Origin of the sequence: Pseudomonas wuhanensis, from assembly GCF_030687395.1 — a bacterium.
Taxonomy (GTDB): Bacteria; Pseudomonadota; Gammaproteobacteria; order Pseudomonadales; family Pseudomonadaceae; genus Aquipseudomonas; species Aquipseudomonas wuhanensis.
The window spans coordinates 4,954,398-4,978,335 of the sequence record NZ_CP117430.1 but is presented as its reverse complement, the minus strand read 5'-3'; the positions used below and the strand labels follow the sequence as shown (position 1 = coordinate 4,978,335).

The 23,938-nt window shown below is 55.6% G+C and carries 20 protein-coding genes, 4 tRNA genes and 2 pseudogenes; 17 read left to right on the top strand and 9 right to left on the bottom strand.

Annotation, left to right across the window (positions count from 1 at the left end):
- Positions 1-41 precede the first annotated feature (41 nt).
- The 5 genes from PSH88_RS22985 to PSH88_RS22965 all read left to right on the top strand — a co-directional run bounded on the left by PSH88_RS22985 (position 42) and on the right by PSH88_RS22965 (position 2,143).
- A complete protein-coding gene (locus PSH88_RS22985; RefSeq protein WP_253553734.1) occupies positions 42-1,283 on the top strand; it encodes an aspartate kinase in 1,242 nt (413 codons plus the stop codon).
- A gap of 186 nt (positions 1,284-1,469) precedes the next feature.
- Positions 1,470-1,658 (top strand): carbon storage regulator CsrA, encoded by a 189-nt coding sequence (gene csrA / locus PSH88_RS22980; RefSeq protein WP_002554426.1) that lies wholly within the window; start codon positions 1,470-1,472, stop codon positions 1,656-1,658.
- A gap of 62 nt (positions 1,659-1,720) precedes the next feature.
- Positions 1,721-1,811: transfer RNA gene (locus tag PSH88_RS22975), tRNA-Ser, on the top strand.
- A 107-nt stretch (positions 1,812-1,918) separates the two neighbouring features.
- A tRNA-Arg gene (locus tag PSH88_RS22970) sits at positions 1,919-1,995 on the top strand.
- Positions 1,996-2,066: 71 nt separating this feature from the next.
- Positions 2,067-2,143, top strand: a tRNA-Arg gene (locus PSH88_RS22965).
- A gap of 19 nt (positions 2,144-2,162) precedes the next feature.
- Here the strand turns inward: PSH88_RS22965 and PSH88_RS22960 are convergent.
- On the bottom strand, positions 2,163-2,678 hold the full coding sequence (locus tag PSH88_RS22960; protein ID WP_305422840.1) for a cell envelope protein SmpA: 516 nt from the start codon (positions 2,676-2,678) through the stop codon (positions 2,163-2,165).
- A 321-nt stretch (positions 2,679-2,999) separates the two neighbouring features.
- Between PSH88_RS22960 and mgtE the strand changes: the two genes are divergently transcribed.
- Positions 3,000-4,442, top strand: a complete 1,443-nt coding sequence (gene mgtE, locus PSH88_RS22955; protein WP_095630443.1) for a magnesium transporter — start codon at positions 3,000-3,002, stop codon at positions 4,440-4,442.
- Between the two features lie 117 nt (positions 4,443-4,559).
- On the opposite strand, the gene PSH88_RS22950 is transcribed toward mgtE, so the two are convergent.
- A complete protein-coding gene (locus PSH88_RS22950) occupies positions 4,560-4,886 on the bottom strand; it encodes an Arc family DNA-binding protein (RefSeq protein WP_003178899.1) in 327 nt (108 codons plus the stop codon).
- Between the two features lie 387 nt (positions 4,887-5,273).
- On the opposite strand from PSH88_RS22950, the gene phnN reads away from it, so the two are divergent.
- Positions 5,274-5,846, top strand: a complete 573-nt coding sequence (gene phnN / locus PSH88_RS22945) for a phosphonate metabolism protein/1,5-bisphosphokinase (PRPP-forming) PhnN (RefSeq protein ID WP_305422837.1) — start codon at positions 5,274-5,276, stop codon at positions 5,844-5,846.
- Here phnN and PSH88_RS22940 read toward each other — a convergent pair.
- Together PSH88_RS22940 and PSH88_RS22935 are read right to left on the bottom strand one after the other, a co-directional pair.
- Entirely contained in the window at positions 5,821-6,000 is a 180-nt protein-coding gene (locus PSH88_RS22940; RefSeq protein WP_305422836.1) for a PA3371 family protein, read from the bottom strand. The two genes, phnN and PSH88_RS22940, sit on opposite strands and share 26 nt — an antisense overlap.
- A gap of 22 nt (positions 6,001-6,022) precedes the next feature.
- On the bottom strand, positions 6,023-6,256 hold the full coding sequence (locus PSH88_RS22935) for a hypothetical protein (protein ID WP_305422834.1): 234 nt from the start codon (positions 6,254-6,256) through the stop codon (positions 6,023-6,025).
- 292 nt (positions 6,257-6,548) lie between these two features.
- Here PSH88_RS22935 and PSH88_RS22930 point away from each other — a divergent pair.
- Positions 6,549-6,625, top strand: a tRNA-Arg gene (locus PSH88_RS22930).
- Between the two features lie 141 nt (positions 6,626-6,766).
- Positions 6,767-7,582 (top strand): hypothetical protein, encoded by an 816-nt coding sequence (locus PSH88_RS22925; protein ID WP_305422832.1) that lies wholly within the window; start codon positions 6,767-6,769, stop codon positions 7,580-7,582.
- Here the strand turns inward: PSH88_RS22925 and PSH88_RS22920 are convergent.
- A complete protein-coding gene (locus PSH88_RS22920; RefSeq protein WP_305422830.1) occupies positions 7,568-8,185 on the bottom strand; it encodes a recombinase family protein in 618 nt (205 codons plus the stop codon). The genes PSH88_RS22925 and PSH88_RS22920 overlap by 15 nt on opposite strands.
- Positions 8,186-8,572: 387 nt before the next feature.
- Between PSH88_RS22920 and PSH88_RS22915 the strand changes: the two genes are divergently transcribed.
- Complete coding sequence (locus tag PSH88_RS22915; RefSeq protein ID WP_305422829.1) at positions 8,573-9,388, top strand: HNH endonuclease; 816 nt, start codon at positions 8,573-8,575, stop codon at positions 9,386-9,388.
- A gap of 210 nt (positions 9,389-9,598) precedes the next feature.
- Here PSH88_RS22915 and PSH88_RS22910 read toward each other — a convergent pair whose 3' ends face one another.
- Complete coding sequence (locus tag PSH88_RS22910) at positions 9,599-10,522, bottom strand: LysR family transcriptional regulator (RefSeq protein WP_305422828.1); 924 nt, start codon at positions 10,520-10,522, stop codon at positions 9,599-9,601.
- A 143-nt stretch (positions 10,523-10,665) separates the two neighbouring features.
- On the opposite strand from PSH88_RS22910, the pseudogene PSH88_RS22905 reads away from it, so the two are divergent.
- From PSH88_RS22905 to relB, 4 genes and pseudogenes are all read left to right on the top strand, one after another.
- Positions 10,666-11,994: pseudogene (locus PSH88_RS22905) on the top strand (MFS transporter); the annotation flags it as partial.
- A 224-nt stretch (positions 11,995-12,218) separates the two neighbouring features.
- Entirely contained in the window at positions 12,219-16,472 is a 4,254-nt protein-coding gene (locus tag PSH88_RS22900) for a beta strand repeat-containing protein (RefSeq protein ID WP_305422826.1), read from the top strand.
- Between the two features lie 785 nt (positions 16,473-17,257).
- Positions 17,258-18,715, top strand: a complete 1,458-nt coding sequence (locus tag PSH88_RS22895) for a hypothetical protein (RefSeq protein WP_305422825.1) — start codon at positions 17,258-17,260, stop codon at positions 18,713-18,715.
- Positions 18,716-19,954: 1,239 nt separating this feature from the next.
- On the top strand, positions 19,955-20,176 hold the full coding sequence (relB, locus tag PSH88_RS22890) for a type II toxin-antitoxin system RelB family antitoxin (protein WP_305422824.1): 222 nt from the start codon (positions 19,955-19,957) through the stop codon (positions 20,174-20,176).
- A 211-nt stretch (positions 20,177-20,387) separates the two neighbouring features.
- Here the strand turns inward: relB and PSH88_RS22885 are convergent, their stop codons facing one another.
- Positions 20,388-20,561, bottom strand: coding sequence for a hypothetical protein (locus PSH88_RS22885; RefSeq protein ID WP_305422823.1), 174 nt, complete (start codon positions 20,559-20,561; stop codon positions 20,388-20,390).
- Between the two features lie 76 nt (positions 20,562-20,637).
- Between PSH88_RS22885 and PSH88_RS22880 the strand changes: the two genes are divergently transcribed.
- The 3 genes and pseudogenes from PSH88_RS22880 to PSH88_RS30595 all read left to right on the top strand — a co-directional run.
- Positions 20,638-21,198 (top strand): hypothetical protein, encoded by a 561-nt coding sequence (locus PSH88_RS22880; protein ID WP_305422822.1) that lies wholly within the window; start codon positions 20,638-20,640, stop codon positions 21,196-21,198.
- Between the two features lie 86 nt (positions 21,199-21,284).
- Positions 21,285-21,830 (top strand): hypothetical protein, encoded by a 546-nt coding sequence (locus PSH88_RS22875; protein ID WP_305422820.1) that lies wholly within the window; start codon positions 21,285-21,287, stop codon positions 21,828-21,830.
- Between the two features lie 157 nt (positions 21,831-21,987).
- Positions 21,988-22,125, top strand: a pseudogene (locus tag PSH88_RS30595) (transposase domain-containing protein); the annotation flags it as partial.
- On the opposite strand, the gene lgt reads toward PSH88_RS30595, so the two are convergent.
- Together lgt and PSH88_RS22860 are read right to left on the bottom strand one after the other, a co-directional pair.
- The gene (gene lgt / locus PSH88_RS22865; protein ID WP_305422818.1) at positions 22,122-22,931 is read right to left on the bottom strand and encodes a prolipoprotein diacylglyceryl transferase; all 810 of its coding nucleotides are present in this window, start codon (positions 22,929-22,931) and stop codon (positions 22,122-22,124) included. The pseudogene PSH88_RS30595 and the gene lgt overlap by 4 nt on opposite strands.
- Positions 22,932-23,543: 612 nt before the next feature.
- A complete protein-coding gene (locus PSH88_RS22860) occupies positions 23,544-23,849 on the bottom strand; it encodes a hypothetical protein (RefSeq protein ID WP_305422817.1) in 306 nt (101 codons plus the stop codon).
- Positions 23,850-23,938: the final 89 nt, after the last annotated feature.

The window sequence follows — 23,938 nt, the reverse complement described above, 5'->3', positions numbered from 1 at the left end:
GTGATTATTGGGCGCCCTTCATGGGCAGAGGCGGCTTTGAAATGGCTTTGATCGTACAGAAATTTGGAGGCACCTCGGTCGGCACTGTCGAGAGAATCGAGCAGGTCGCCGACAAGGTTAAGAAATTCCGCGATGCGGGCGATGACCTGGTGGTTGTGCTGTCTGCAATGAGCGGCGAAACCAACCGTCTGATCGATCTGGCCAAGCAAATCAGTGGCGACGGCCAGCCGGTTCCTCGCGAACTGGATGTGATCGTTTCCACCGGTGAGCAGGTGACGATTGCACTGTTGGCCATGGCGCTGATCAAGCGTGGCGTGCCAGCGGTATCGTACACCGGCAACCAGGTACGGATTCTGACGGATAGCGCGCACAATAAAGCGCGTATCTTGCAGATTGATGACCAGAAGATTCGCGGTGACTTGAAGGCCGGTCGTGTGGTGGTTGTCGCCGGTTTCCAGGGCGTCGACGAGCACGGCAATATCACCACCCTCGGTCGTGGCGGTTCCGACACCACCGGTGTGGCGCTGGCGGCAGCCCTGAAGGCTGACGAATGCCAGATCTACACCGACGTCGATGGCGTCTACACCACCGACCCGCGTGTGGTCTCCGTGGCTCAGCGTCTGGACAAGATTACCTTCGAAGAGATGCTGGAAATGGCCAGCCTCGGTTCCAAGGTGTTGCAGATCCGTGCGGTGGAATTCGCCGGCAAGTACAACGTTCCGCTGCGCGTACTGCACAGCTTCAAGGAGGGTCCGGGCACCCTCATTACTATTGATGAAGAGGAAACCATGGAACAGCCGATCATTTCCGGCATCGCTTTCAACCGCGATGAAGCCAAGCTGACCATCCGTGGCGTGCCAGACACCCCGGGCGTAGCGTTCAAGATTCTCGGCCCGATCAGTGCCGCGAACATCGAAGTCGACATGATCGTGCAGAACGTTGCGCACGATAACACCACCGACTTCACCTTCACCGTGCACCGCAATGACTTCCAGGCTGCGCAAACCGTGCTGGAAAACACTGCTCGCGAGATCGGTGCCCGTGAAGTCATTGGCGACACCAAGATTGCCAAGGTCTCGATCGTCGGCGTCGGCATGCGCTCCCACGCAGGCGTGGCCAGCCGTATGTTCGAATCCCTGGCGAAAGAGAGCATCAACATCCAGATGATCTCGACGTCGGAAATCAAGGTGTCCGTGGTGATCGAAGAGAAGTACCTGGAACTGGCTGTGCGCGCTCTGCACACGGCTTTCGAACTGGATGCGCCGGTCCGACAGGGCGAGTAATGCGTTTCCCCAAGGGCGCGGTCTGACCGCGCCCTTCGTTTTTTTGAATGGCGCGTACCAAAACTGTTCTTTTGCTCGCGCTAGTCAATACTCAGGCATGTAGGGCTGCGATCGTTCTGGTTGTAGGTCGAATGCCTTTTTTTTGCAGACTGTTGTCCCTGAAATGAATTGCGTGAGGAGAAAGGTATGCTGATTCTGACTCGTCGGTGCGCAGAAAGCCTGATTATTGGTGATGGCGAAATCACTGTGACCGTGCTCGGCGTTAAAGGAAATCAAGTGCGTATCGGTGTTAACGCCCCGAAAGAGGTTGCTGTGCACCGTGAAGAAATTTACCTGCGTATAAAGAAAGAGAAGGACGAAGAACCAAGCCATTAATTTTTATCGTTTTTTATGTTTGCAAACGGGGAAAAGGTTGGTTAAGATACGCCCCGTGTTGCGGAGAGCTGGCCGAGTGGCCGAAGGCGCTCCCCTGCTAAGGGAGTACACCTCAAAAGGGTGTCGGGGGTTCGAATCCCCCGTTCTCCGCCATTATTTGCGTAGTACGTTGTAATCTGGCTTCTTCGGTAAGTTGTTGAAATTACTAGAAAAAGTGCTTTACAAATAGATTCAACGGCCTATAATGCGCGGCAACAAATGCACTCGTAGCTCAGCTGGATAGAGTACTCGGCTACGAACCGAGCGGTCACAGGTTCGAATCCTGTCGAGTGCACCATTTAAGAGTTGTTTGCAGTAATGTGAATAACTTGACTTCAACCAGTTGTGATCTGGTATAAAAACACAAATGCACTCGTAGCTCAGCTGGATAGAGTACTCGGCTACGAACCGAGCGGTCACAGGTTCGAATCCTGTCGAGTGCACCAAACACCAAAAAGCCCGCGTTTAACGCGGGCTTTTTGCCGTCTGCGATTTGGCTTTTTCTTTGGTACAACCTTTCTCGTCGAACTCGATGTGAGCACTGCGCCCTCGCTTGTTGTCGTAGCGATAGCTTGTGGCTGAATTGCGCGTGCTGATCTTGTCTGGTTTGCCGAGAGCACTTTCGACATCCTGCTGGCTCATGCCGGCAACGACCCGCTGATTGATGATCGCTATGCGGCGTTCCTTCGTGCTGAGCAGATTTCCACATTTGCCCTCGGACTGGCCAACGACCGTTGGCTCCCTCCTTTGAATTTTCGTACCTGATGTTTCGCGAAACTCGGCTTCTGGCATCAGGGGCGTCGCGCTACCTGGCAAAAACGTGCGTACGTCCTGAAGTGAGAGGCTTTCTCCGGCCGTACAGCTCAAGGTCGTGAAAGTGATGTGCCCATTGGCGGCTTCGCACCGGTGAACGGTCATAGCAAGCGCCTGGGGCGGCAGGCAGAGCAGGGCGGCAAGCAAATAATGAACATTGGATGGCATTCGACGTCCTCCATGACGGTCTCCATCAAGGGTAGTCATTACATTTTCGGGCGACAGTGTGTTTTCTTTTCAGGATAAGTCGTCGCAGTTTCATGGATCAGGATGGCGCTCAAGTTTGTCTCGCAAGCACTTGTTTCAGCCGCGATTTTTTAACGTTTAAAACCGTCAGGCGGTGTTATCATTGCGCCCGTCAGCCCCGCCGGGGCTTGTGGAATACCTCCATGGACTTACCCAGTAGTTACTCAGTACCCCGTTTCTACAATCATGAATTGACTGATTGATCCTTCCGGCGTGCCCCGCTGCTGGGAGTGGAGTTCGCCTATGTCTGAAGTTGAAGTAAAGAAAACGCAGGAAAGCTTGCAGGACCGCCTCGCTCAAGTCGTTGAGCTGCTGCAGCGCCAGCGGGTGGTCGAAGACCTGACTCATCGCCAGGAAGGTCCGCATCACGACCGGGTCGAGAACCTGGTTCACCGGCAAAACCTCGTCGAGTTGCAACGCAAGCTCGATGATCTGCACTCCGCCGACGTTGCCTACATCCTCGAAGCCTTGCCACTGGACGATCGCCTGACGGTCTGGCAATTGGTCAAGGCTGATCGCGACGGCGACATTCTGCTCGAAGTATCCGATTCGGTTCGTGAAACCCTGATCGCCGACATGGACGATCACGAGCTCCTGGCAGCGGCCAAGGACATGGATGCCGACGAACTCGCTGACCTGGCCTCCGAGCTGCCGCGAGACGTCGTCCACGAGCTGATGGAAACCCTCGACAACCAACAGCGTGAGCGCGTCCGCTCCGCGTTGTCCTATGACGAGGAGCAGGTCGGTGCGCTGATGGACTTCGAGATGGTGACCATCCGTGAGGATGTCAGTCTCGAAGTGGTTTTGCGTTACCTGCGTCGCCTCAAAGAGCTGCCGAGCCACACCGACAAACTGTTCGTGGTCGATTACGACGGTGTGCTCAAGGGCGTGTTGCCGATCAAGCGTCTGCTGGTCAACGACCCGGAAAAGCAAGTGTCGGAAGTCATGGCCAGCGACCCGGTGAGTTTTCATCCGGACGAAGACGCTTACGAGGCCGCTCAAGCATTCGAGCGTTACGACTTGATCTCGGCCCCGGTGGTCGACAAGAACGGCAAGCTGATCGGTCGTCTGACCATCGATGAAATGGTCGACCTGATTCGTGAAGAGAGCGAAAACGAAGTTCTCAACATGGCGGGTCTGCGCGAAGAAGAAGATATTTTCGCGTCAGTCTGGAAATCCCTGCGCAACCGTTGGGCCTGGCTGGCGGTGAACCTGATCACCGCGTTCATTGCATCCCGGGTGATCGGCCTGTTCGAAGGTTCGATCGAGAAACTGGTAGCACTTGCGGCATTGATGCCGATCGTCGCCGGTATCGGTGGCAACTCGGGTAACCAGACGATCACCATGATCGTTCGGGCCATGGCGCTGGACCAGGTCAGTACCGGCAATACGTCGCGACTGATGCGCAAGGAGTTGGCGGTCGGCCTGATCAATGGTCTGGTCTGGGGCGGCGTAATTGGTGTGGTGGCCTATCTGCTTTATGGCAGTTGGTCCCTGGGCGTGGTGATGACCGCCGCGATGACGCTTAACCTGTTGCTTGCGGCATTGATGGGGGTTTTGATTCCGATGACCCTGGCGCGGCTTGGGCGCGACCCGGCAATGGGTGCCAGTGTGATGATCACGGCCATGACTGACAGTGGCGGCTTTTTCATCTTCCTCGGGCTGGCGACGATTTTCCTGCTTTAACATCCTGTTTCAAAACAACCCGCCTGATTGGCCAATGGCCCAATCGGCGGGTTTTTTTAGCCAAATTTCAGGCAAAAAAAAGCCAGCAATTACGCTGGCTTGAGCTTTCGGGATGAATCAGGAAGCGTCTGCGGCCATTTCGGCGTCATGGGCGATCAGCGAAACCAGAGCGTTTTGCTGACGGTGGGAGAGTTGGCGGAAGCGTTGCAGCAGTTCGCGTTCGTGCAAAGACAGCTCGGGGCTGTCCAGGCGCATGCTCAATTCTTCACCCAACGCGCCTTCCTGAATAAGGCTCTGCTCAAGGCGCGCGATGATTTCGGAGTTCATGCTGCGATGATGATTGCGAGCCACCTCGGCAATGCGTTCACGCATTCCGTCTGGCAGACGTACGACGAACTTGTCAGCCGTACGGCTGGAATAAATTGCCTGTTTCAATGGGCGCATATATTTAACCGGTTAGTTCAGGGGAGCGGTTCTCGGGATAGGCCGCAGGATGTCAGATAGGACAAGCACTCCGGCCAAATGTTCAACCTGAATTGATAGAGGCGCGCATCATGCCTCAAATTAGCCAGATCATTGGCGTCAATTCTGTGACAAATATTGATCTGGGTAAAGGCTTAATGCCAGCACCTATTATCAGAAATGCGGACTGGTTTGAAAATAATCCATGAGTCCGTATCGCTGAACCGCGTCCTCTTGCCCGACAGGTGATGCCCGAAGACGTCTGAAGGTGCATGCTATGCGGATTCGATCCTTGTTCCTTACCTTATACAGGATAGTGGCAAATGGCCGATTTACTAGTATGGGCACGTGGCGAGGGTTGATTTCAGGATGGGTGGCAGGCTGATTTATTTAATGGGGCCTTCGGGATCCGGCAAGGATAGCCTCATCGAAGCCGCTCGCAAGCCGTTGCGCGCAGGCAATTGTGAAGTGGTGCGCCGCGTTATCACGCGCTCGGCGGAGTCCGTGGGTGAAGACGCCATCGAGGTTTCCCGCGAAGAGTTCGAACGACGCAGAGCCAAAGGGGATTTTGCATTGTCGTGGCAAGCCCATGGGCTGAGTTACGGTATTCCTGTGCGCATAGACCAATGGCTCGCGGAGGGTCGCCATGTGTTGATCAACGGTTCGCGCGGGCACCTGACAGAGGCGCAACTGCGTTATCCCACGCTATTGCCGGTGCTATTGACGGTCAAGGATGAAGCCCTGCGCGAGCGTCTGCTACGGCGGGGGCGAGAGAACCCGGCAGAAGTTGAAGCAAGATTGCGCCGTAATGGGTTGTTTATGGCTGATGATTCAATTAGTAATATTCAGATCCGCCGACTCGATAACTCCGGCGACCTTGCTGGCACCGTCGCCAATCTTCTGAAACTACTGAGCTTCAGCGCAAAACCGGATCGAACTTGATCTTGCGCCCGGCGATCAGCACCAGCACGAACAGTGCGCCGAACACGCCGCAAGCAATCAGGGGCAGGGTGATGATTGTGTCCTCGACCAATGACAGATGAAGGATGCCACTCAGTAAAGCGAGGATGAAAAATCCTGCGGCTGATTTGGACATGCTGTGCTCCTGATGGGGTGATTCAAAATACCAAGCGTTCAAAAGACTGTGTGCGCAGCTGAATAGTCTCCAGGCTTACCTCTTGGCTGACCAAACCGCGTTGATCGCTCATGACTGCCAACTGCGGTGTTTTTTGCAGTTGCAGGTAATGGGGGATGCGTTGAGCAATTGTCGCAACGTCGTTTTCGGGGAAGAAATGAAAACCCACCAGAACCGCCAAAGCGACCGCGTTTGCGACTATAAGAGCGCTGTTCATGGAGCTGACCTCCTGTGTTCTGAGAGAACAGTCGAAGCAGCCCGCATGCCAAAAGTTTAACGGCTATTAAATCCTTTAAAAACAACGAATTAAGATATTTCTGCAAAATTCCCACATTGCAATTTGCAATGATGGCATTTTGCGGTGATGCAATTTGCACGGTAAACAAAGCCACGCTACCGTGAGGCGTCTGCCTACACTTAAAAAGCCCTACGGACGACATGACAAAAGCGGGCCTGCCCGTTAACATGCACGCCGTCCATCGCTGCGCATTCCTTTGCGGGCGACTTGTGTCTCAGTAGCTCAATTGGATAGAGCATCCCCCTCCTAAGGGGAAGGTTGGCAGTTCGAACCTGCCCTGGGACACCATATTTTACGGGCCTCTCCAGCCATATCCCTGACAGTTAGATTTTTTCGTGACAGCAGGGTGGCAGCAGCAGGTAGAAAAAAGCCCCGCACAGGATGACCTGGCGGGGCTTTTTCGTGAACGTCCAAAGGGAGAAGGTCGTCATGGCAGAACCGAGTGAATTCGTCATAACCGCGATTACATCCTCCCTGGGTACCGCGGGGCTGATAGCAATTTTGGGTTGGCTCTTTAGGACGTGGCTTAGTGAGCGTCTCAAAGCTGGCCTCAAGCACCACTATGATCACCAGCTCGAGCAACTGAAGGCTGAATTGAAGGGGCAAGGTGAAGCTAACCTCACTCTTTTAAAGTCAGAAGTCGACCGTCAAGCTGAGCAGCTTCGAATAGCTGCATCCTCTTTCTCAGAGGTGCAAAAGGCGACGATCGTCCGCAAAATCGAAGCTGTCGACGCCCTCTGGATCGGAGTTCTTAGCGCGCGCAAGGCCTTTCCCCCGATAATTGTACTTACCGACGCCCTTACACGGTCGGAGATCATGAATCTTTACTCTGGTGAAATGAGGGGAGAGCTTCTCGGCTTAAAATTCGGGATGGTTACCGAATTTTTCGGAGATCTGGCTAAATATCGCCCGTTTTTGGGAGAGGTTGTGTGGGCTCATTTTGCTACCTATCACGCCCTCCTCAGCCGTATCGTTTACTTGTTTATTCAGGGAAAAACGGACCAGACGAAAATGGTTTGGTACGAAGATGAGACTATAAAGCGGCTGGTTCGGAGCGTATTCGGAGAGGGTAAGTCAGAGGATTTCGAGCACTTATCCAACAGCCGATTGACCTGGATGAATGGTCAATTCGATTCAATGCTACTGAATTCCATTGACCACCTGCTCAGTGGCAAGGCGTTCGGGGCAGAGTCTTTGGCTCACGCTCAGCATACGCTCGGCCTTTTATCTTCAAAGGCAACTTGAATCCCTAATACGCAATACCGTTGTAGTGGAGCAACTGGCGTGCCGCGCCGTCGCACGTATGCCTAGACCGGCACGGAGAAGCTCGGTAACTCGCTTGTGTAGGTCAGCATCAACTGGCCGCCCCAGGTACTTGCCGGCGGCCTTGGCTTTCTCGATACCCTGCGCTTGGCGCTCGCGTCGCTGCTCGTAATCCTTTCGAGCAATAGCGGCCATCATTTCCACCAACATCGAGTTAATCGCCCCCAGCATTCGCCCTGTGAACTCGTCGCCTTTGGTGTCCTGCATTCCCTGGTGGCTGGTCGGCAGATCAAGCGCGACGATGCGCAGGCCCTTGGAGTCGATGGCAGCCTTGAGCCTTTGCCAGTCCTCCACAGGGAGGCGGGATAGGCGGTCTATCGACTCCACCAGCAGCACGTCACCTTTGCGCGCATCTTTCAGCAGGCGCAGCAACTCCGGCCGGTCAGCGGTGGCACCGCTGGCGTTCTCCAGGTATGCGCTGGCGATGACCTTATTATGGTCGCTGGCGAACTGCTCAAGCGAGGCTCGGGCGCGGCCAGCGTCTTGCTCTTCGGTGGAGGCTCGGAGGTATGCGCGGATGAACATGATGGGTGCCTGTATCAGTTAGGGCGTTCTACTAATACTGTTGCACTTTGGGTGTTCCTTATCAAGCGGAAAGCCTGAAAAAGATAAAATAAGCCTGTATCTGGATAGGCATACCATGGAGAACACCCTATGCAGCAAGTATCAAGGCTGTGTGATGCTTCCGGCCTCTCGCTTGATAAAAAAATTACTATGCTACTGGCGGTCCAAACGCTAGGTTTTGTAAGGTTCTGGTGTGCGCTCAATAACAAGTTGGGTAATTGCACAGATTTGCCCACCCATTTGCATTCCACCTGACCAGTTATTTGCATCGGATTTGACCAGCAAGCCGCATGGCCATGACCGGCAGAGAACGGCCAGGTAGCTGCTCCTCAAACTTGGAGAGTTTCATTGGCACACTTCACGTTCGTCGTCGGCCAACGATATACAAAGGATGACATCTATAGAATCTGCCGCGTTCCGCCGGGCAAGCAGAAGGGCAACTGGAACACGGGCTATACCCAATGGAGCGGCGATTGGTTCATCTTCTGCAATATTGGCACAGCGGGCCGAACGGGTCATGACTATGCAAACCGCTTTGAAGAAGGTCTTCTCCATTGGTACGGGAAGACCGCGTCGCATGTGGGACAGGAATCCATTAAGAGTCTCCTGAGCCGTCAGGGGGGAGTTCATGTGTTCTATCGTACCGACGATAGGAGTCCCTTTAAATACGCTGGCGAGGCAGCCCCGGCTAGCTTTCAACGGACGACGCCCGTACAAATCACTTGGTCATTTCAAGTTGGGGCACCGCAGCACGGATTCACAGGTGCGGCTGCGGCTGAAACACAACCGCAAGCATCTCAAGCGTCAGGCGAATTGCAATTCCCAGAGGAGGTCGCGGGTGCCGCAACCTATGGAGAAGGCGCTGTAAAACAGGTTTCGGTAAACGCATACGAGCGGAGCGCTAAAGCAATTTCAGCGTGCAAAGCACATTACGGCACCGCGTGTGTCATATGCTGCTTCGATTTTGGCAAGGTGTACGGTGAGATTGGTCGCGGCTACATTCACGTCCACCACCTCGTGCAGCTTGCTGATATCGGCAAAGATTACAAGGTGGATCCGGTGAAGGATCTTCGCCCGGTGTGTCCAAACTGCCACTCAATGCTTCATCAGCGTCGACCACCGCTGTCTATCGATGAACTGAAGAAGATGATCGGTCGCAGCTAACCATTCTCTGCAGGCGCGGCGGCCCTATCTGGTCGCGGCCTGAAGGCAATGGTGTTTAGTCGGCAATAGCATCCATGGCACAGCCCTCGAATTGAATGGACGACGCTAGCTCCTTGTAGTGGGTAATGCTCACGGTCTCCTTCTGGCGGTTCTCTGCCAGTCGCGTGAGGCAGAAAGCGACCCACAACGGACGGTCAGCGATTACCGGCTTCATGAGCGAGTTACAGCTGGTTTGTCGACGGAAGGGATAGCAAACAGATACTCGGCAGCAAAGTCCACGAATACGCGGATCTTCGGTGAAAGATGGCGACTGGACGGCCACAACGCCCAGAACTGCCCTTGATCTTCGCTGTGCCCGTCGAGCACCGTTTCCAGGTGCCCCTGGGCGATAGCTTCGCGGGCCAGGAAGTCCGGGACAAATGCGATACCGTGCCCATCCACCACGGCCATCAGCATGGCTTCCATGTTGTTCAATGTCAGGGCGGTTGGCAGGCGTAACTGCGTGAACTGGGGGGCCGAAGACATACTCCAGTCCATTATTTTACCCGTCGTGACAAATCGGTAACGCAAGCACTCGTGACGCTCCAGGTCGCTGATAGTGACGGGCCGTCCCTTACGCTGCAAATAGTCAGGCGATGCGCACAGGACAAACTTAAAAGGCCCCAGCTTGCGGGCCATCAGCTTGGAGTCGGCCTGCCCGCCGCTGCGAATCACCACGTCAAAGCCTTCATCAATCACATCCACCAACTGGTCGTTGAAGTCCAGTTCCAGCTCAATCTCCGGATAGGCTTTGCGGAACCGCGCCATATGGGGCAAGAGAAAGCGATAACCGATGGTGGGCAAGCTGACGCGTAACTTTCCACGGGGTTCCTGTGTGGCATGGGAAAGCATCGCTCGGGCATCTTGAAGATCGTCGAGGATCTTGCGGCAGCGTTCATAGAACAACTGTCCCTCCGCAGTCAGGCTGACTTTGCGGGTGCTGCGGTGCAATAACCGCACATTCAGCGAAGCCTCAAGTTTGGCGACGTTTTTGCCTACGGCCGAGGCAGAAATCCCCAACGCCCTGGCGGCGCTGATGAAACTGAGCGCCTCGGCGGTTTTTACGAATGAGATCACCCCACTAAGACTGTCCACAACTCGATTACATCCTTTTAGTTCACTATAAGTGGAATAAGAGCCAGTTTATCTTCAATTGTATCCTAACTAGAGTGTACGAACGATCGCGCGCCTCGGCCTGGACAGCACGGATACTTCATAGATATGCAGGGAATCACCTAATGAACTCAGCTACCGAACCGCTGCCGGCCCATGGCCGGCACTCCATATTGGCTGCAATTTGCCTCGCCGCCTTGGTATTGCCCATGAGCTTTACCGGCGGGGCAGTGGCCACGCCGTTCATTGGTCAAACCTTTGATGCCCATCCCACGGAACTGGCCTGGATCACCAATGCCTTCATGCTTAGCTTCGGCAGCCTGCTGATGGCCGCCGGCACCCTCGCTGACCTCTACGGACGCAAGCGACTGTTCATGTGCGGCATGGCGTTGTTTGCACTGGTGTCGACCCTGTTGGCGGCGGTCCCCGATATTTTCTGGCTGGACCTGTTGCGTGGCGTGCAAGGCATTGCCGCGGCGGCAGCCCTGGCCAGCGGATCGGCGGCGTTGGCACAGGAGTTTGATGGGCATGCCAGAACTCGTACTTTCAGCCTTCTGGGCACCACTTTCGGGGTTGGCCTGGCCTTCGGTCCGTTGTTATCGGGGTTGCTGATCGAGTACTTGGGCTGGCGCGCAATTTTCCTTTTCACGGCCCTGCTCGCCATCCTTTCCTTGATATTTGCCCTGCCGAAAATGCGCGAAAGCCGCGACCCGCAAGCACAGCGACTGGATACGCCCGGCGTGCTGACGTTTTCCGGCCTGCTGATCATGTTTACCACGGCGGTGATCCTGACACCTGAGCAAGGCTGGGGCTCGCCGGTCATCCATGTACTGCTTGGAACGTCGGCGGTCTTTTTGCTGCTGTTTATCATTGTTTAGAATCGGGCAAAACATCCGATGCTGGAACTGGGGCTATTTTTGTTTCCACGCTTTGTCGGTGTACAGATCCTGCCGATCGGCACCTGCTATTGCTACATCGTCTTGATCGTATTGCTGCCGTTTAGGTTTATCGGCGTAGAAGGGGCCAGTGCCTTTGAAGCGGGGCTGATGATGTTGGCACTCTCTGCCCCGATGCTGATTGTCCCGATCATTGCCGCGTCGCTAACTCGCTGGTTGTCGGCGGGCGTACTCTGCGCAATCGGCTTCGTGATCGCAGCGGCCGGGCTCTACTGGCTGAGTACGATCCCGGTCGGCACGCACGCGCAGATCATCGCGGCCATGCTGCTGACCGGTATCGGTACAGGCCTGCCCTGGGGCTTGATGGATGGTTTGTCGATCAGCGTGATCCCCAAGGAACGGGCGGGGATGGCCGCCGGTATTTTCAACACGACGCGGGTGGCCAGCGAGGGTGTCGCCCTGGCGATCACTGTTGCGGTGCTGACGGCTCTGGTCGCACACCATCTGAGCATCAGTACCTTGGTCAAACTGTCCGCCGTTGACTATTCAACTATTGCTTGCGCTCTTTCCTGAGTACCGGCTGCACCTCGCTTCATCTCTGTGTTGCTCCGATGTATTCACCACTAATCGCAGCGCGAGAGGGGACAGTTGTGCGCGGTATTGCAGGTTCGTTGGGACATCAGACGAAAGGCTTACTGATCATTCAAATGAATGAGGCTGGGTATTTGCCGCGAACTACACTCAAACCGTCAAAATGCCATTAACTCTAGAGGGGTTTGCTCATGGCCACTGTAAATGGCAATGATAATGCCAATATCCTGACGGGTAGCGCCAGCAATGACACCCTCAATGGCCTGGGCGGTAACGACACACTCTACGGCAACGGTGGTGACGATACGCTGGACGGCGGCACTGGTAATGACCTGCTTGTTGGTGGACGCGGCAGCGATACTTATCGGTTCGGCCAGGGCTATGGCTTCGATGTGATCGACAATTCCGGTGGCGTCAACAACGACGTCGACACCCTCCTGCTGACCAACCTCAATGCCAACCAGATCCGCCTGACCCGCATCGGCAACGATCTGGTGCTCAGCGTTTTGGCAAGTGGCGAGACCCTCACCGTGAGCCAGAACTTTCTCGATGCGGATCACGCGATCGACCGAATCCAGTTCGCTGATGGCAGCCGTTGGAGTGCCAGCGTGGTGCTGGCCAATCTCTATTACCCGCCCGTCGTGCCGACCGATGGCGCCGACGTGATCAACGGTAATCCCACCGATGACAGTCTCCTCGGCCTGGGTGGAGACGATACGCTGTATGGCAACGGCGGTAATGACACGCTGGACGGCGGCAGCGACAACGACCGCATGGAAGGCGGCGTGGGCAATGACACTTATGTGGTTGATGCCGCCGGTGATGTGGTGGTGGAGGCCAACAACGCCGGCGATGATCTGGTCCAGGCCAGTATCAGCTACACCTTGGGTAACAACGTCGAGCGCCTGACTCTGACCGGCAGCGCCAACATCAATGGCGTCGGTAACTCGCTGGCCAACAGCCTGATCGGCAACGCCGGTAATAACCTGCTTGACGGCGGTGCTGGCACCGACAGCATGGCGGGCGGCAGCGGTGACGATACCTACATCGTCGATCAGAGTGGCGACAGCGTGTCCGAACTGGCAGGTGGCGGTAACGATACTGTCCGCGCTTCGCTGAACTACAGCCTGGGCGCCAACCTGGAAAATCTCGAACTCACCGGCAAAAGTAATCTCAATGGCACCGGCAATGCCCTGGCCAACCAGCTGACCGGCAACACCGGCAATAACCTCCTCGATGGTGGTACCGGTGATGACTTTCTCGCCGGCCGCCGCGGCAACGACACCTACCTCTATGGCACCAACTATGGCAACGACGTGATCGATAACAGCGGCGGTGCCAACGCCGACGTCGATACCGTGCAACTGGTGGGGCTCAACAGTAACAACGTGCGCTTCGTGCACACCGGCAATGACCTGCAGATGGTGGTGCTGGCGACCTCACAGACCCTGACCCTGAAAAACTTTTATCTGGGCACCGATTACGAGATCGACCAGCTTCGCTTCGGCAACAACGTGGTCTGGAACACCGCCGCCCTCAAGGCCGCGGCTACCAGCCCAGGCAACGTCGCGCCGACCTCCACCAACGACAGCCAGACCACCCTGGAGGACACGCTGGTCATCTTAGGCAGCGCCGACTTCGGCACCTACAGCGACCCGGAAAATACCCCGCTGGCCGCGGTGAAAATCACCAGCCTGCCGCTGCTCGGCAGCCTGCAGTACAACAACGGCAGTGCCTGGGTCGCGGTGGTTCAGGACCAGGTCATCAGTAAGGCCGACCTTGACGCCGGCAAACTGCAATTCGTCCCGGCCCTCAATGGTAATGGCAACGGCTACGTCAGCATCGGCTTCAAGGTCAGCGACGGCACGGCCTTCGCGGTCAATGCCAATATCCTGAGTGTCAATGTGACGCCGGTCAATGATGCGCCGACCGTATCGGGGCCGGTTAGTTTGCCGGACGGCGTGGAGGACAGCGCCTACACCTTCACTGCTGCCCAGTTGCTGGCCAACGCCAGCGACGTCGATATCGGCGACAGCCTGAGCGTGCAGAGTGTCAGCGTCAACCCGGCCGACGGCTCGATCACCGCCAACCCCGACGGTAGCTGGACCTTCACCCCGACGCTGGATCGCAACGGCCTGGTGAATTTTGCACTAGTGATTGCCGACAGCGCTGGCGCGACGGTTGCCACTTCGGCCAACCTCAGTCTCGCGCCGGTTGACGATGCACCCTCCGCAGTGGCCACGGTGACCGCGCTGAGCGATGACAGCGGCACCGCCGGCGACTTCATCACTAACTTCGAAACCCAGACCGTGAGCGGCACTTACACCGGCATACTGAACAGCGGCGAGACCATCCAGGTCTCCGCCGATGGTGGCACCACCTGGGTCAATGCGGCGGCCGATAGCGCCACCCATAGCTGGATCGCCAGCGACGTCACCCTCATCAGCAGCGGCACCGGCTTGCTGGTCCAGACCATCAATGCCGCCGGCAACAGCCAAGCCGGCACCGGCCACAGCTACTCCCTCGATACCAGCGCCGATGTCGGTAACGACCTGAGGGTCATGCTCGACGACAGCCTGATCAACAACGCCGAAAAGACCGCGGTTGCCTACACGGTTACTGGCCTCGACGCGGACGCCAGCGCCACAATCACCTTCAGCGACACGAGCAATCACCACGTGGTCGGCGTCAACGGCAGCGTCGACCTGTCGAGTCTGAGCGATGGCCCGATCAGCGTGTCGATCGTCGCCACCGATGTTGCGGGCAACAGCGCCAGCAACCTGACTAACAGCCTGACTAAAAGTCTGACGTTCGATGATATTCCACATGGTTCGTTGAGTACGCAGTACGCGGGTCTTGGCGTCACCGTGTCTGGCGCCATAAATATTAATGCTGCTGATTCCGTATGGCCTGCTAACTCAGGAACGAACATCTCCTATGCTCCATCGGGTTTGATGACCTTCACCTTCGATTTGGCCATTACCGGCAATATCCAAACGGTGTCGGCCTATGTTTCGGGTTCACAGGATACCGGCCTCTTTGCTTACAACGCCGCGGGCGCGCTAGTAGGGCAAGCGCTGTTGCCGCTTGGGGCTCCATCTAATACCCTGCTGACCGTGACCTCCGCTGGCAGCCCGATCACGCGGCTGGAGATCCACGACGGGGGCACAACCTTCGCAGTGGATGACCTTATCTTCAGGAGCGCCGGCAGCCTGACGCTCGACACCACCGCCGACACGGGCGGCGACCTGACGGTTACGCTGGCCGATTCCCTTATCAATAACGTCGAGAAAACGGCGGTCGCCTACACGGTTACCGGCCTCGATGCGGACGCCAGCGCCACCGTCAGTTTCAGCGATGGCAGCCAAAGCGTCGTCGGCGTCAACGGCAGCGCCGACCTGTCCAGTCTGAGCGATGGCCCGATCAACGTGTCGATCGTCGCCACCGATGTCGTCGGCAACAGCGCCAGCAACAGCGGCCCGACTACCACTCTGACGTTCGATGAGTATGCAAATGGTACTCCGTTGACGTCGCAGTACCAGGGTCTTGGCGTCATCTTGTCTGGCTGCACAACTCTTGATGCTATTTTTTCCCCATGGCCTGCTTCCTCAGGATCGAACCTCTCCTCAGCTCCAACGGGATTAATGACCTTCACCTTCGATTTGGCCATTACCGGCAATATCCAATCGGTGTCGGCCTATGTTTCGGGTTCAACGAGTATCGGCCTCTATGCTTACAACGCCTCAGGCGTGCTGGTAGGGCAAGCATCGACGCCTGGGGCAACAAATAATATGCTGATGAGCGTGACCTCCCCGGGCGACCCGATCGCGTTTCTGGCGATCCACGACGGGGGCTCGAACTTCGCGGTGGATGATCTTACCTTCACGAGCGCCGGCAGCCTGACACTCGACACCACCGCCGACATGAGCGGCGACCTGACGGTCACGCTGGCCGATTCCCTTATCAACAACGCCGAGAAAACGGCGGTCGCCTACACGGTTACCGGCCTCGACGCGGACGCCAGCGCCACCGTCAGTTTCAGCGATGGCAGCCAAAGCGTCGTCGGCGTCGACGGCAGCGCCGACCTGTCCAGCCTGAGCGATGGCCCGATCAATGTGTCGGTAACGGCCAGCGACACGGCCGGCAACACCGTCAATGGCACCGGCAGCACACTCACCCTCGATACTACCGCGCCGCTGGTGAGCGGCCCGGTGACCTTGGCCGCTGGCAGTGAAGACTCCGCCTATACCCAGACCGTCAGCGAGTCACTGGCCAATGTCAGCGGTGCGCAGCATGAGACGGCAGGCGCGCATCTTGTATTCAACCAGGATGACCACACGCTCTATTACGATGCCGAGGGCGCAGCCAATGGCAACGCCGTCGCGGTGTTGACCCTGACCGGAGTAGCGACTCTGACGGCGAACGATGTGCAGCTGTACGTCTAAGATGCCGGGGGTTGCAGGACAAACAAGTCCTCAACCCCCGATCAGCCGAGTAAAGAGGTTGATCAGTTGCGCCTGGCGGGGGGGCCGGTTTTGCGAAACAGTGCACGCAGCTGGGTCCGCACGGTGTTAGAGACGTTCAGGCGCGCGGCGCAGCCTTCCAGGGTCAGATGAGATACACCTCTTTGAACGCTGCTTTTTCCAGGCAGTTGCCAGACTTAAGCAGGAAAGGCGTACCCAAACGATGTTCAGTGAAAATGAATAGGACAAATTAACTGACAATTTCGGCATGGTTGTAGCGGACGATTTCTTCAACGACGGCGGAAGCTCGACAGATAAACCGTGAACGAGACGACCAAGTTTACTCACAGATTTTGGACACTGCGACTGACTCCTTTTGGCCGATTCTGTTGAAAAAGTCGGTCCGCCCAAACTGCCTGATCATTGACCGGTGAAAACGCCTTTTTTGCACGCTTCTACGTGAAATCTGAATCCGGAAGCCTCTGCTCAAAGTAAAGATTTCAATCTCAGACGCGCACTTTTCCGTTGAGCAAACCATGGCCGACTTTTTCAACAGAATCGGCCGTTTTCTGCCCGTCGCGAATGGCAGAAAACCCATAGCAGTCCTTCACGTCCGGCGGCAGTCGGCAGTCGGCTCGGCCAGACTAGCTCGGGCTAACCAGATGAGCCTAGAGGCCCTATCGGAAGCGTCGCCTCCCCCCAAATTCGCTTGAAGAACCCGCACGTCATTGCCATCCTTGATCCATCGTGTTTAAAGGAACTGGTAGATGAGTGAGGCGAAGGACGACCGGGTCGAGTTCAGCATGCCCACAAAAAAAGTGCTGGCCGGCAGAGCGGGGTACATCTGCTCGCACTATGACTGCCTGCGGAATACCAAGGCCCCAGGGCAGAGCAAGAAAAGGAAGGATGGCCTCATCGGCACAGGTGTGGCCGCTCACATTTATGCCGCTTCTGAGAATGGTCCTAGACCTCCAGTTGGCATGACTGAGGAGGAGATCAAAGACCAATCCAACGGCACCTGGATGTGTATTTACTGCAGCGACTTGATCGACAAGTTCCGCTGGGAATACCCTGCCCCGCGTATTCATGAGATGAAGCGTGTAAGGGAGTTTGCCCAGCATCTCACCGTTACCCAGTTTGATGCCGCCTATCTGGTTCGATGGATGGGCGTTCAGCGGTTTGATCAGATCGTTCGGGACCATCTTCCTGATTTGGTGGTAGCCTCGATTATCGAGAAGATCCGTGAGGTCGGAAAGCGCTTTATCGGCGACCTCTGTTTGGACGCTCATCCGATCGCGAAGCCCCCGTCCTCATTCTCCCGAAAGCCCCTTCCAATCGTGATTCAGCAAGTTGGGCGTTCTGATCAGACTGCCATTATCACCACGGCGATTGCCAGCGAATACCGATGGGCCACCGAGATTGCCACGCAGTTCAACCAGAGACTGTATGAGGCCGGCACCTACGACGTCAGGCTGATCGATTATGGCCAGGTCAGCATATCGGCACGCGTTCCTGAGACGGGGGAGCTAGCGTTGGAGGCTGTTGATCTTAAGGCGACGATCATGTGCAAGTACAACCCGACATCATCTCAGGGCGATGTCTTCCTCCGGGCGAGCACGGTAGGGGGCGTAAAGTGGTTGATGGAGATCAACGGCCGACCTGACGCTTTCACCATCGCCAGCGAAATGAAGCTTGGTACCTACTACTGGCCGGAGAGCACCCGGCAACCGCCCACTCTGTTCCGTGAGCGCGAAGCATTCGAGAGCTACGCGACTCTCATCGACAGAATTGCGGCGGGATGGGACATCGTTGGGCGGATAGGTCTACGTAGTACTGAGGAGCGCATCAAGGATAATCTCCACCCAGGAGTCTTCGGGATCAGCCTGGTGCACAGCCAAGATCGGCTGCAGGAAGTGCAGAGAGCATGCAGGAAGGTACGACTCGCCTACGAGCTAGCAGACAAGTGGGGCGTTGAGGTTTACATCGGCAACCTGCTCGATCTACGCATTGATGCCGCTACGTTTCGGGAGGCAGTGGACCGCATCATGGAAGGAGGTCCCGGTCTGACTCACGCGATAGGAGACCAGCTTTGGCTTAGCGATGACCAACGCCGGTGCCTGGTCGTCGAGTACAACTGCGCCAGGATTGGGATCAGCGAACGATTCGTTTCGCAGCCGCTCACAGACGGAGGTGCATCCTTGATGTCGAGAGGCCATTTCGCATGAGCGGAGGCCTCAAACTTTAGCGGCCACAGCGGCTACTGATGGATAGACGGTTCTGGCCGATTGCTGCCTGTCGCGAATGGCTCAGAATGGCCGCTCTCTGTCGCTCGTCTCTTGTGCGCGCATTGGTCAACCGGATGCAAACGGTGGTCACCACGAATGCAAATGACTGGTCAGTAGTAATGCAATTTGGTGGTCATGTGCGATGCAATTACGCAACAAGCAGCTGATGTCGACGGGCGGCCCGCCGAGCGCAGTGACCACCACCAGCGACCCACTTCACACGGTGCTTTGGACATAAAACCTAATGTTTCCCAGATTACCCAACGAAGCATTGGGTCGTTCTCCAATGTCAAGTTGCATGCGTGAACCAAGAGGTTTCGAGGCTCGAAACTCCCGCTATGGTTTACACCCCATCAGCGTCCTCCAGCGTGATAGGGGTTATACGGCAGTCAGCTCTTGCCATTGCTTCACGCAAAAGACCTCAAGATCAAGCACATGATGAATGGCTCTACTACTGCTTACCTGCGGATGACAATGCTGGAGGCGTGCCTAATTACGAGGGATGGGGTTGAAATTGAACTTCTAGCCTTTGGACAAGAGCGAGAATTTTGCTGGTCAACGAAAGGACGCGGATGCGCGCCGCAACCTCTTCGATTTGCACGTGACCCAACAAGAGCCGGATCGCCAAAAAAGTACTGCACTACATGGTTTCGAATTGAACAGCGGGCTTTCACTTCCGTCTATCCATACTTGGTCTGTGGACGGCACAAGACATCTCTCCACATATGGCCAAGGTATTTCTCCACATATATCTCCTGGCCAACGCCATCCCGAGCGACCAACCAGAAAATGTTTCCCCTAAAAAATAGGCCAAAGACAAGATTTTTCTCTAGATATAGAGATTTTTTTAAGAAATTTATCTATTTAGTAGTTCTGCACACTTTGTACACGGACGGCACAAGACATCTCCCCACATATGGACAAGGAATTTCTCCACATATAGAGACTGGACGCCATGCCGTTCAGAGGCTCCATTGCGTCTAGAGGGCAGTGAGATAATTGCTAGAGAGCCAGGTGTGTTCCATCACTCAAAGCCCTTGCGCTGTAAGCGCTTGCTGAAGTCGCGTTACGTAACCTAGGCAGGCAGAAAACAGCGAAGTGCCGACATAGTCGTAAACTGACCGTGAGGGATCAGCCCATTTGCTATGCTGGCGTAATGATTAGCTCAGGGGCCCACCCATGCTTACTCTCCATTTGCCACCCGATCTTGAAGAACGCCTTCAAAAGCTCGCTAAAGCTACTGGCAGGTCCACAGCTTTTTACGTCACCCAAGCCATTGCGCTACATCTCGACGATATTGAAGATTTGAGTATCGCAGAGCGGCGTCTGCTTGATATTCGAGCCGGTAGCTCAGAGACAATACCTTTAGAGCAGGTGCTAACGCATAGGCGCGGGCGATAACGCACGCCTTCGGGCAGCTTTGCTGCAAGGGCGGTAATCGATAACTCAGCAGTCATTCGACAAGTGTTGTGATCAGGCGTAAGTTGAAGTCGTTGCGAAGAGCAGGTCTGAATTCCTAACGCCAGCTGAGTGGGGCTGGTATCGGCGTCAGAAGGTACCTCTAGCAACCCCCACAAACCCCGGCCTTGCCCGGGGTTTTGCGTTTCTGGCGTTACGCTTTGTCGCGCAGTTCGAAGTGGTAGCGGTGATGGCGCCCGTCTTTTTTCTCGCGGACCACAACGCCCACCGCAACGGCTTTGCTACCAATGCACATAGCGCCGATGAGCACCCGCGTCTGGTTGAGTTCGCCCTCTTGGGTATAGCTGTAACCATTGAGCTTGAGCAAGCCGGAATACTGGCCATTCGATCATCGAGCCAATAGGTCAAACTTCAGTCTCAATCAAATGACCGGAGGGTCAATCATGAGCGATGCTCAGCAAGCACAGGCAGATATCCTAGCGTTGTCCGTCGCTGTTTTGAAGGCGCGCGCCGCAGTCGTTGACGCGGGTGGGTATGATGAAACTATCGACCAGCTCCGATTCGCTTTTGACGATGCTGGGGGCGATATTCGCGCATTCAAAAAAGGGGTTCTGGACGATCTGGAAGTTAGGCGCAAGGTTGCTCAACAGGCGCGTAAAGTCGAAAGCGAGACTGCTCACCGTCTGCTTAATGATGAGGTTGCGATGGCTGAAAGGGTTAACTCCCGGGAGCTCGATGCCGAGGCGGAGCACCTCGAGCTTAAGTGCAGGGTGGCGAGTTCTGAGTACCAGCGCAAGTTCGCCGCTTTAATTAAAACCGGTTTGACCGAATCTCAGGTATTGGCCGCTATCGGACCGGAGCCAGATGTTAAGGCGCTGACTTTGCGAGCGCAGGAGTTGCGGCATAATGCTGAAGGTCGCCGTCAAGCCATTCGCGAGACAGCCCAAATGTTAGCCCGTATCGAAGCCTTGCCGCAGCGTATAGCTGCGGGGCACTCAGCTTAATGGCAATTCGGATTGATCCCCAAGCTGAGAGTACGTTGGCAGCTCAGTTGGGTAGGAGGCTTAAGCTTGCCAGGGCAGCGGCAGGAATGACTCTTGATGATGCTAGGAAAGCTTTAAGTCAGCGGAATCTTGGACAGGTCTGCCAACATGAAAAAGGCCGCCGCTTGCCTGGCACCCTTCAGATTCTGCGGTATGCCAGCCTGTATGGTGTGAGTGCAGATTTTCTGCTCGGATTGACGGGTGTGCCAACACGCCGACCGACGCCTGAGAATGTTCCCAGCGCGGCAATCGCTGGCGCTGTTCAGAGGGGCATGACCGAGTCACTTGAGTCGCTAACACACCTTACGGCGAACCGCGTTGGCGTATTGATGGTCGGCTTCGGTCAAGATAGGGTTGGGCTGCGCAAGGCACTCGAAATCGCTAGGCAAGCCAGCGAAACCCTTGCTCGCATTCGAGCGCGACATTCCCAGTTTGATGACCGGATCTGTGGTGGTGCAAAGCTGGTCACTTTGCTAGGTCAGCTCTCGACAGCCGCGGTTGAGTTTAGCGTCCGTGAAAGACGTGAACGTCTTGAGCTGGGGGATATCGAAACTGCTGTACTTAGGCCCACGCGATTCGGGTTTTGTGATTGACGAAAGCTAATGCTCAAGCGGAGTGCTCAGTGCTTTGGTAATAAAACCTAATGTTTCCCAGATTACTCAGTGAGGCTTCTGGGTCGTTTTCCAACGTCAAGTTACTTGCGCGAACCAAGAGGTTTCGAGGCACGAACCCCCGCTATGGTTGTAACCGTCCGGCCAAGTCACCTATGCCTATTTGAAGGACGTCCTCACGCGGCTGCCTACGCAGCGGGCGAGTGAAATCGATCAGTTGCTGCCACACAGGTGGCAAGGTTTCACCCTTCTTGCCCACAGCCGGCCTATTGCCTAACTCGTTTGCTCACATAGCAATTTTCTGCCACTCCGTTTGGCTAGAACCATGAGCGTTAGCCCGACGAGAACAGGCGGAATGCTCAACAGTTGGCCAACGTTTAGTGGCAGGGAATAGTCATAGCTGGCTTGGTGCATCTTGGTGAATTCAAGCAGGAATCTCGCCGAGAAAACTGCTGACAAAAACAACCCGCTCAGGAACCCCGGTTCCAGGGGGGCGCGGCGTTTCTGGTACAGCAAGAACATCAGCAAAAACATTACAAGATAGACGCATGCTTCATAGAGTTGTGTGGGGTGCCTAGGCAGCGTATCAATTCGGGAGAATACAATTGCCCACGGAATATCCGTCGGAACACCGGCGATCTCAGAATTGAAGAAATTGCCCACTCTGATCAGGCAGCCGCCCAAAAGAGCTACTATGGCAATCCTGTCCAGCAGCCAGAGATAGCCTATGTCGGAACGACGTCGGCAGAATAGATAGAGGCTAAGGGCGAGTCCAATAGCGCCGCCGTGGCTTGCTAGACCGCCTTTCCAGATGGCTAGGATTTCCGCAGGATTGCTGAAGTAAAACGCTGGATCGTAAAACAGCACGTGCCCAAGCCGGGCGCCGAGCACTGTACCCAAGCCGAGATAGATCAGCAGAGCGTCCAGGTCACCCTCAGGCTTACCTTCTCGTCTGAAGATAAACCTCATGATCGCCATACCGAAGCCAAACGCGGCTGCGAACAGGAGGCCGTACCAGTGGATATCGAGCACTCCGAACCGCATCAGTACAGGGTCGGTGTTCCATACAAAATACTGCTCCATCGCGCAATCTCTCCTTGGCTAGCAGACGCTTCCACTTGCAGTTATCCCGTTCCCTGTAAATCAATGCGCTACAGATGAAGCCTCGTGGGCCGCAAGCTCTGTCACAGAAATCAGTTCGCAACCATACCAGTTCATCGGCCATGGAGCACTTAGCCGCAGGGATCAGGGCAAATGGCATAGAGGTGATTGATAGCTGCCTGAGTCACACAATGTGAGTTGGGCGGACGCTTACCGCGAACCAAGAGGTTTCGAGACACGAAACCCCCGCTGTGGTTTACACCCAAAAGCAGGTGTTTTGGCTGAAAACCCCATCACGCATATAGTTCCTGGTCTTGTTTTTTACTAACATTGAGTCGTCAATTGCCCCCACGGGCCGCCTCTCCTGTAGAGCCCCGTGCGTAGCTCTTCCAGCGATGGGAGATGTCATCAACGGACCATGGAAGGGGCACCCAAATCTGAACGACTGGACGTAGATCTGATTTGCGTAGGCTGGTGTGGCGTCATCACACCGCCCCCAGCGCATCCCCTCCCAACCTCTATCCACGCTGGATTTGAAATCTGACTTGGCGGGCTCCCCGGTTTTGGGGACACCCGTGGGGCTGGAGCAGGCCCTCAAGATACTGGACGAGGAAATACCGCTGATGAGCATTGGTACATTTCAAGGAATGTATTAAGAAAACGCATCACCGCACCTTCGTCCTCTAGAAATAACATCAACTTTTCGTCCTCGAAGTCATCATCCTCCAGACAATCGCAAGCGTGATCCAGAATAAGTTGCCATTGCACATCTTGGTCATAAGTAATGCCAAACGTCACAGCAAGCCAAGCATACTCATCAGGCTCGCCCCCAAAGCCATCCTCCCCCCAGACACGATCCGTCTCCAGTAGAACTGCACTGATTAACGTTTTCCTGCTCATAGTTAGCTCCTGGGATTACCTGACAAAACTGTTAATGGTTGAGCTGGCGTCATGTTGCATGAGGTACAGCTCCTTTTGCTGGGAAGCCG

Excerpts from the sequence above, each read along its gene's own strand:
- PSH88_RS22985 (WP_253553734.1), top strand. The coding sequence starts at position 42 with ATGGCTTTGATCGTACAGAAATTTGGAGGCACCTCGGTCGGCACTGTC.
- csrA (WP_002554426.1), top strand. The coding sequence starts at position 1,470 with ATGCTGATTCTGACTCGTCGGTGCGCAGAAAGCCTGATTATTGGTGAT.
- PSH88_RS22960 (WP_305422840.1), bottom strand. The coding sequence starts at position 2,678 with ATGCCATCCAATGTTCATTATTTGCTTGCCGCCCTGCTCTGCCTGCCG.
- mgtE (WP_095630443.1), top strand. The coding sequence starts at position 3,000 with ATGTCTGAAGTTGAAGTAAAGAAAACGCAGGAAAGCTTGCAGGACCGC.
- PSH88_RS22950 (WP_003178899.1), bottom strand. The coding sequence starts at position 4,886 with ATGCGCCCATTGAAACAGGCAATTTATTCCAGCCGTACGGCTGACAAG.
- phnN (WP_305422837.1), top strand. The coding sequence starts at position 5,274 with ATGGGTGGCAGGCTGATTTATTTAATGGGGCCTTCGGGATCCGGCAAG.
- PSH88_RS22940 (WP_305422836.1), bottom strand. The coding sequence starts at position 6,000 with ATGTCCAAATCAGCCGCAGGATTTTTCATCCTCGCTTTACTGAGTGGC.
- PSH88_RS22935 (WP_305422834.1), bottom strand. The coding sequence starts at position 6,256 with ATGAACAGCGCTCTTATAGTCGCAAACGCGGTCGCTTTGGCGGTTCTG.
- PSH88_RS22925 (WP_305422832.1), top strand. The coding sequence starts at position 6,767 with ATGGCAGAACCGAGTGAATTCGTCATAACCGCGATTACATCCTCCCTG.
- PSH88_RS22920 (WP_305422830.1), bottom strand. The coding sequence starts at position 8,185 with ATGTTCATCCGCGCATACCTCCGAGCCTCCACCGAAGAGCAAGACGCT.
- PSH88_RS22900 (WP_305422826.1), top strand. The coding sequence starts at position 12,219 with ATGGCCACTGTAAATGGCAATGATAATGCCAATATCCTGACGGGTAGC.
- PSH88_RS22895 (WP_305422825.1), top strand. The coding sequence starts at position 17,258 with ATGAGTGAGGCGAAGGACGACCGGGTCGAGTTCAGCATGCCCACAAAA.
- relB (WP_305422824.1), top strand. The coding sequence starts at position 19,955 with ATGCTTACTCTCCATTTGCCACCCGATCTTGAAGAACGCCTTCAAAAG.
- PSH88_RS22880 (WP_305422822.1), top strand. The coding sequence starts at position 20,638 with ATGAGCGATGCTCAGCAAGCACAGGCAGATATCCTAGCGTTGTCCGTC.
- PSH88_RS22875 (WP_305422820.1), top strand. The coding sequence starts at position 21,285 with ATGACTCTTGATGATGCTAGGAAAGCTTTAAGTCAGCGGAATCTTGGA.
- lgt (WP_305422818.1), bottom strand. The coding sequence starts at position 22,931 with ATGGAGCAGTATTTTGTATGGAACACCGACCCTGTACTGATGCGGTTC.
- PSH88_RS22860 (WP_305422817.1), bottom strand. The coding sequence starts at position 23,849 with ATGAGCAGGAAAACGTTAATCAGTGCAGTTCTACTGGAGACGGATCGT.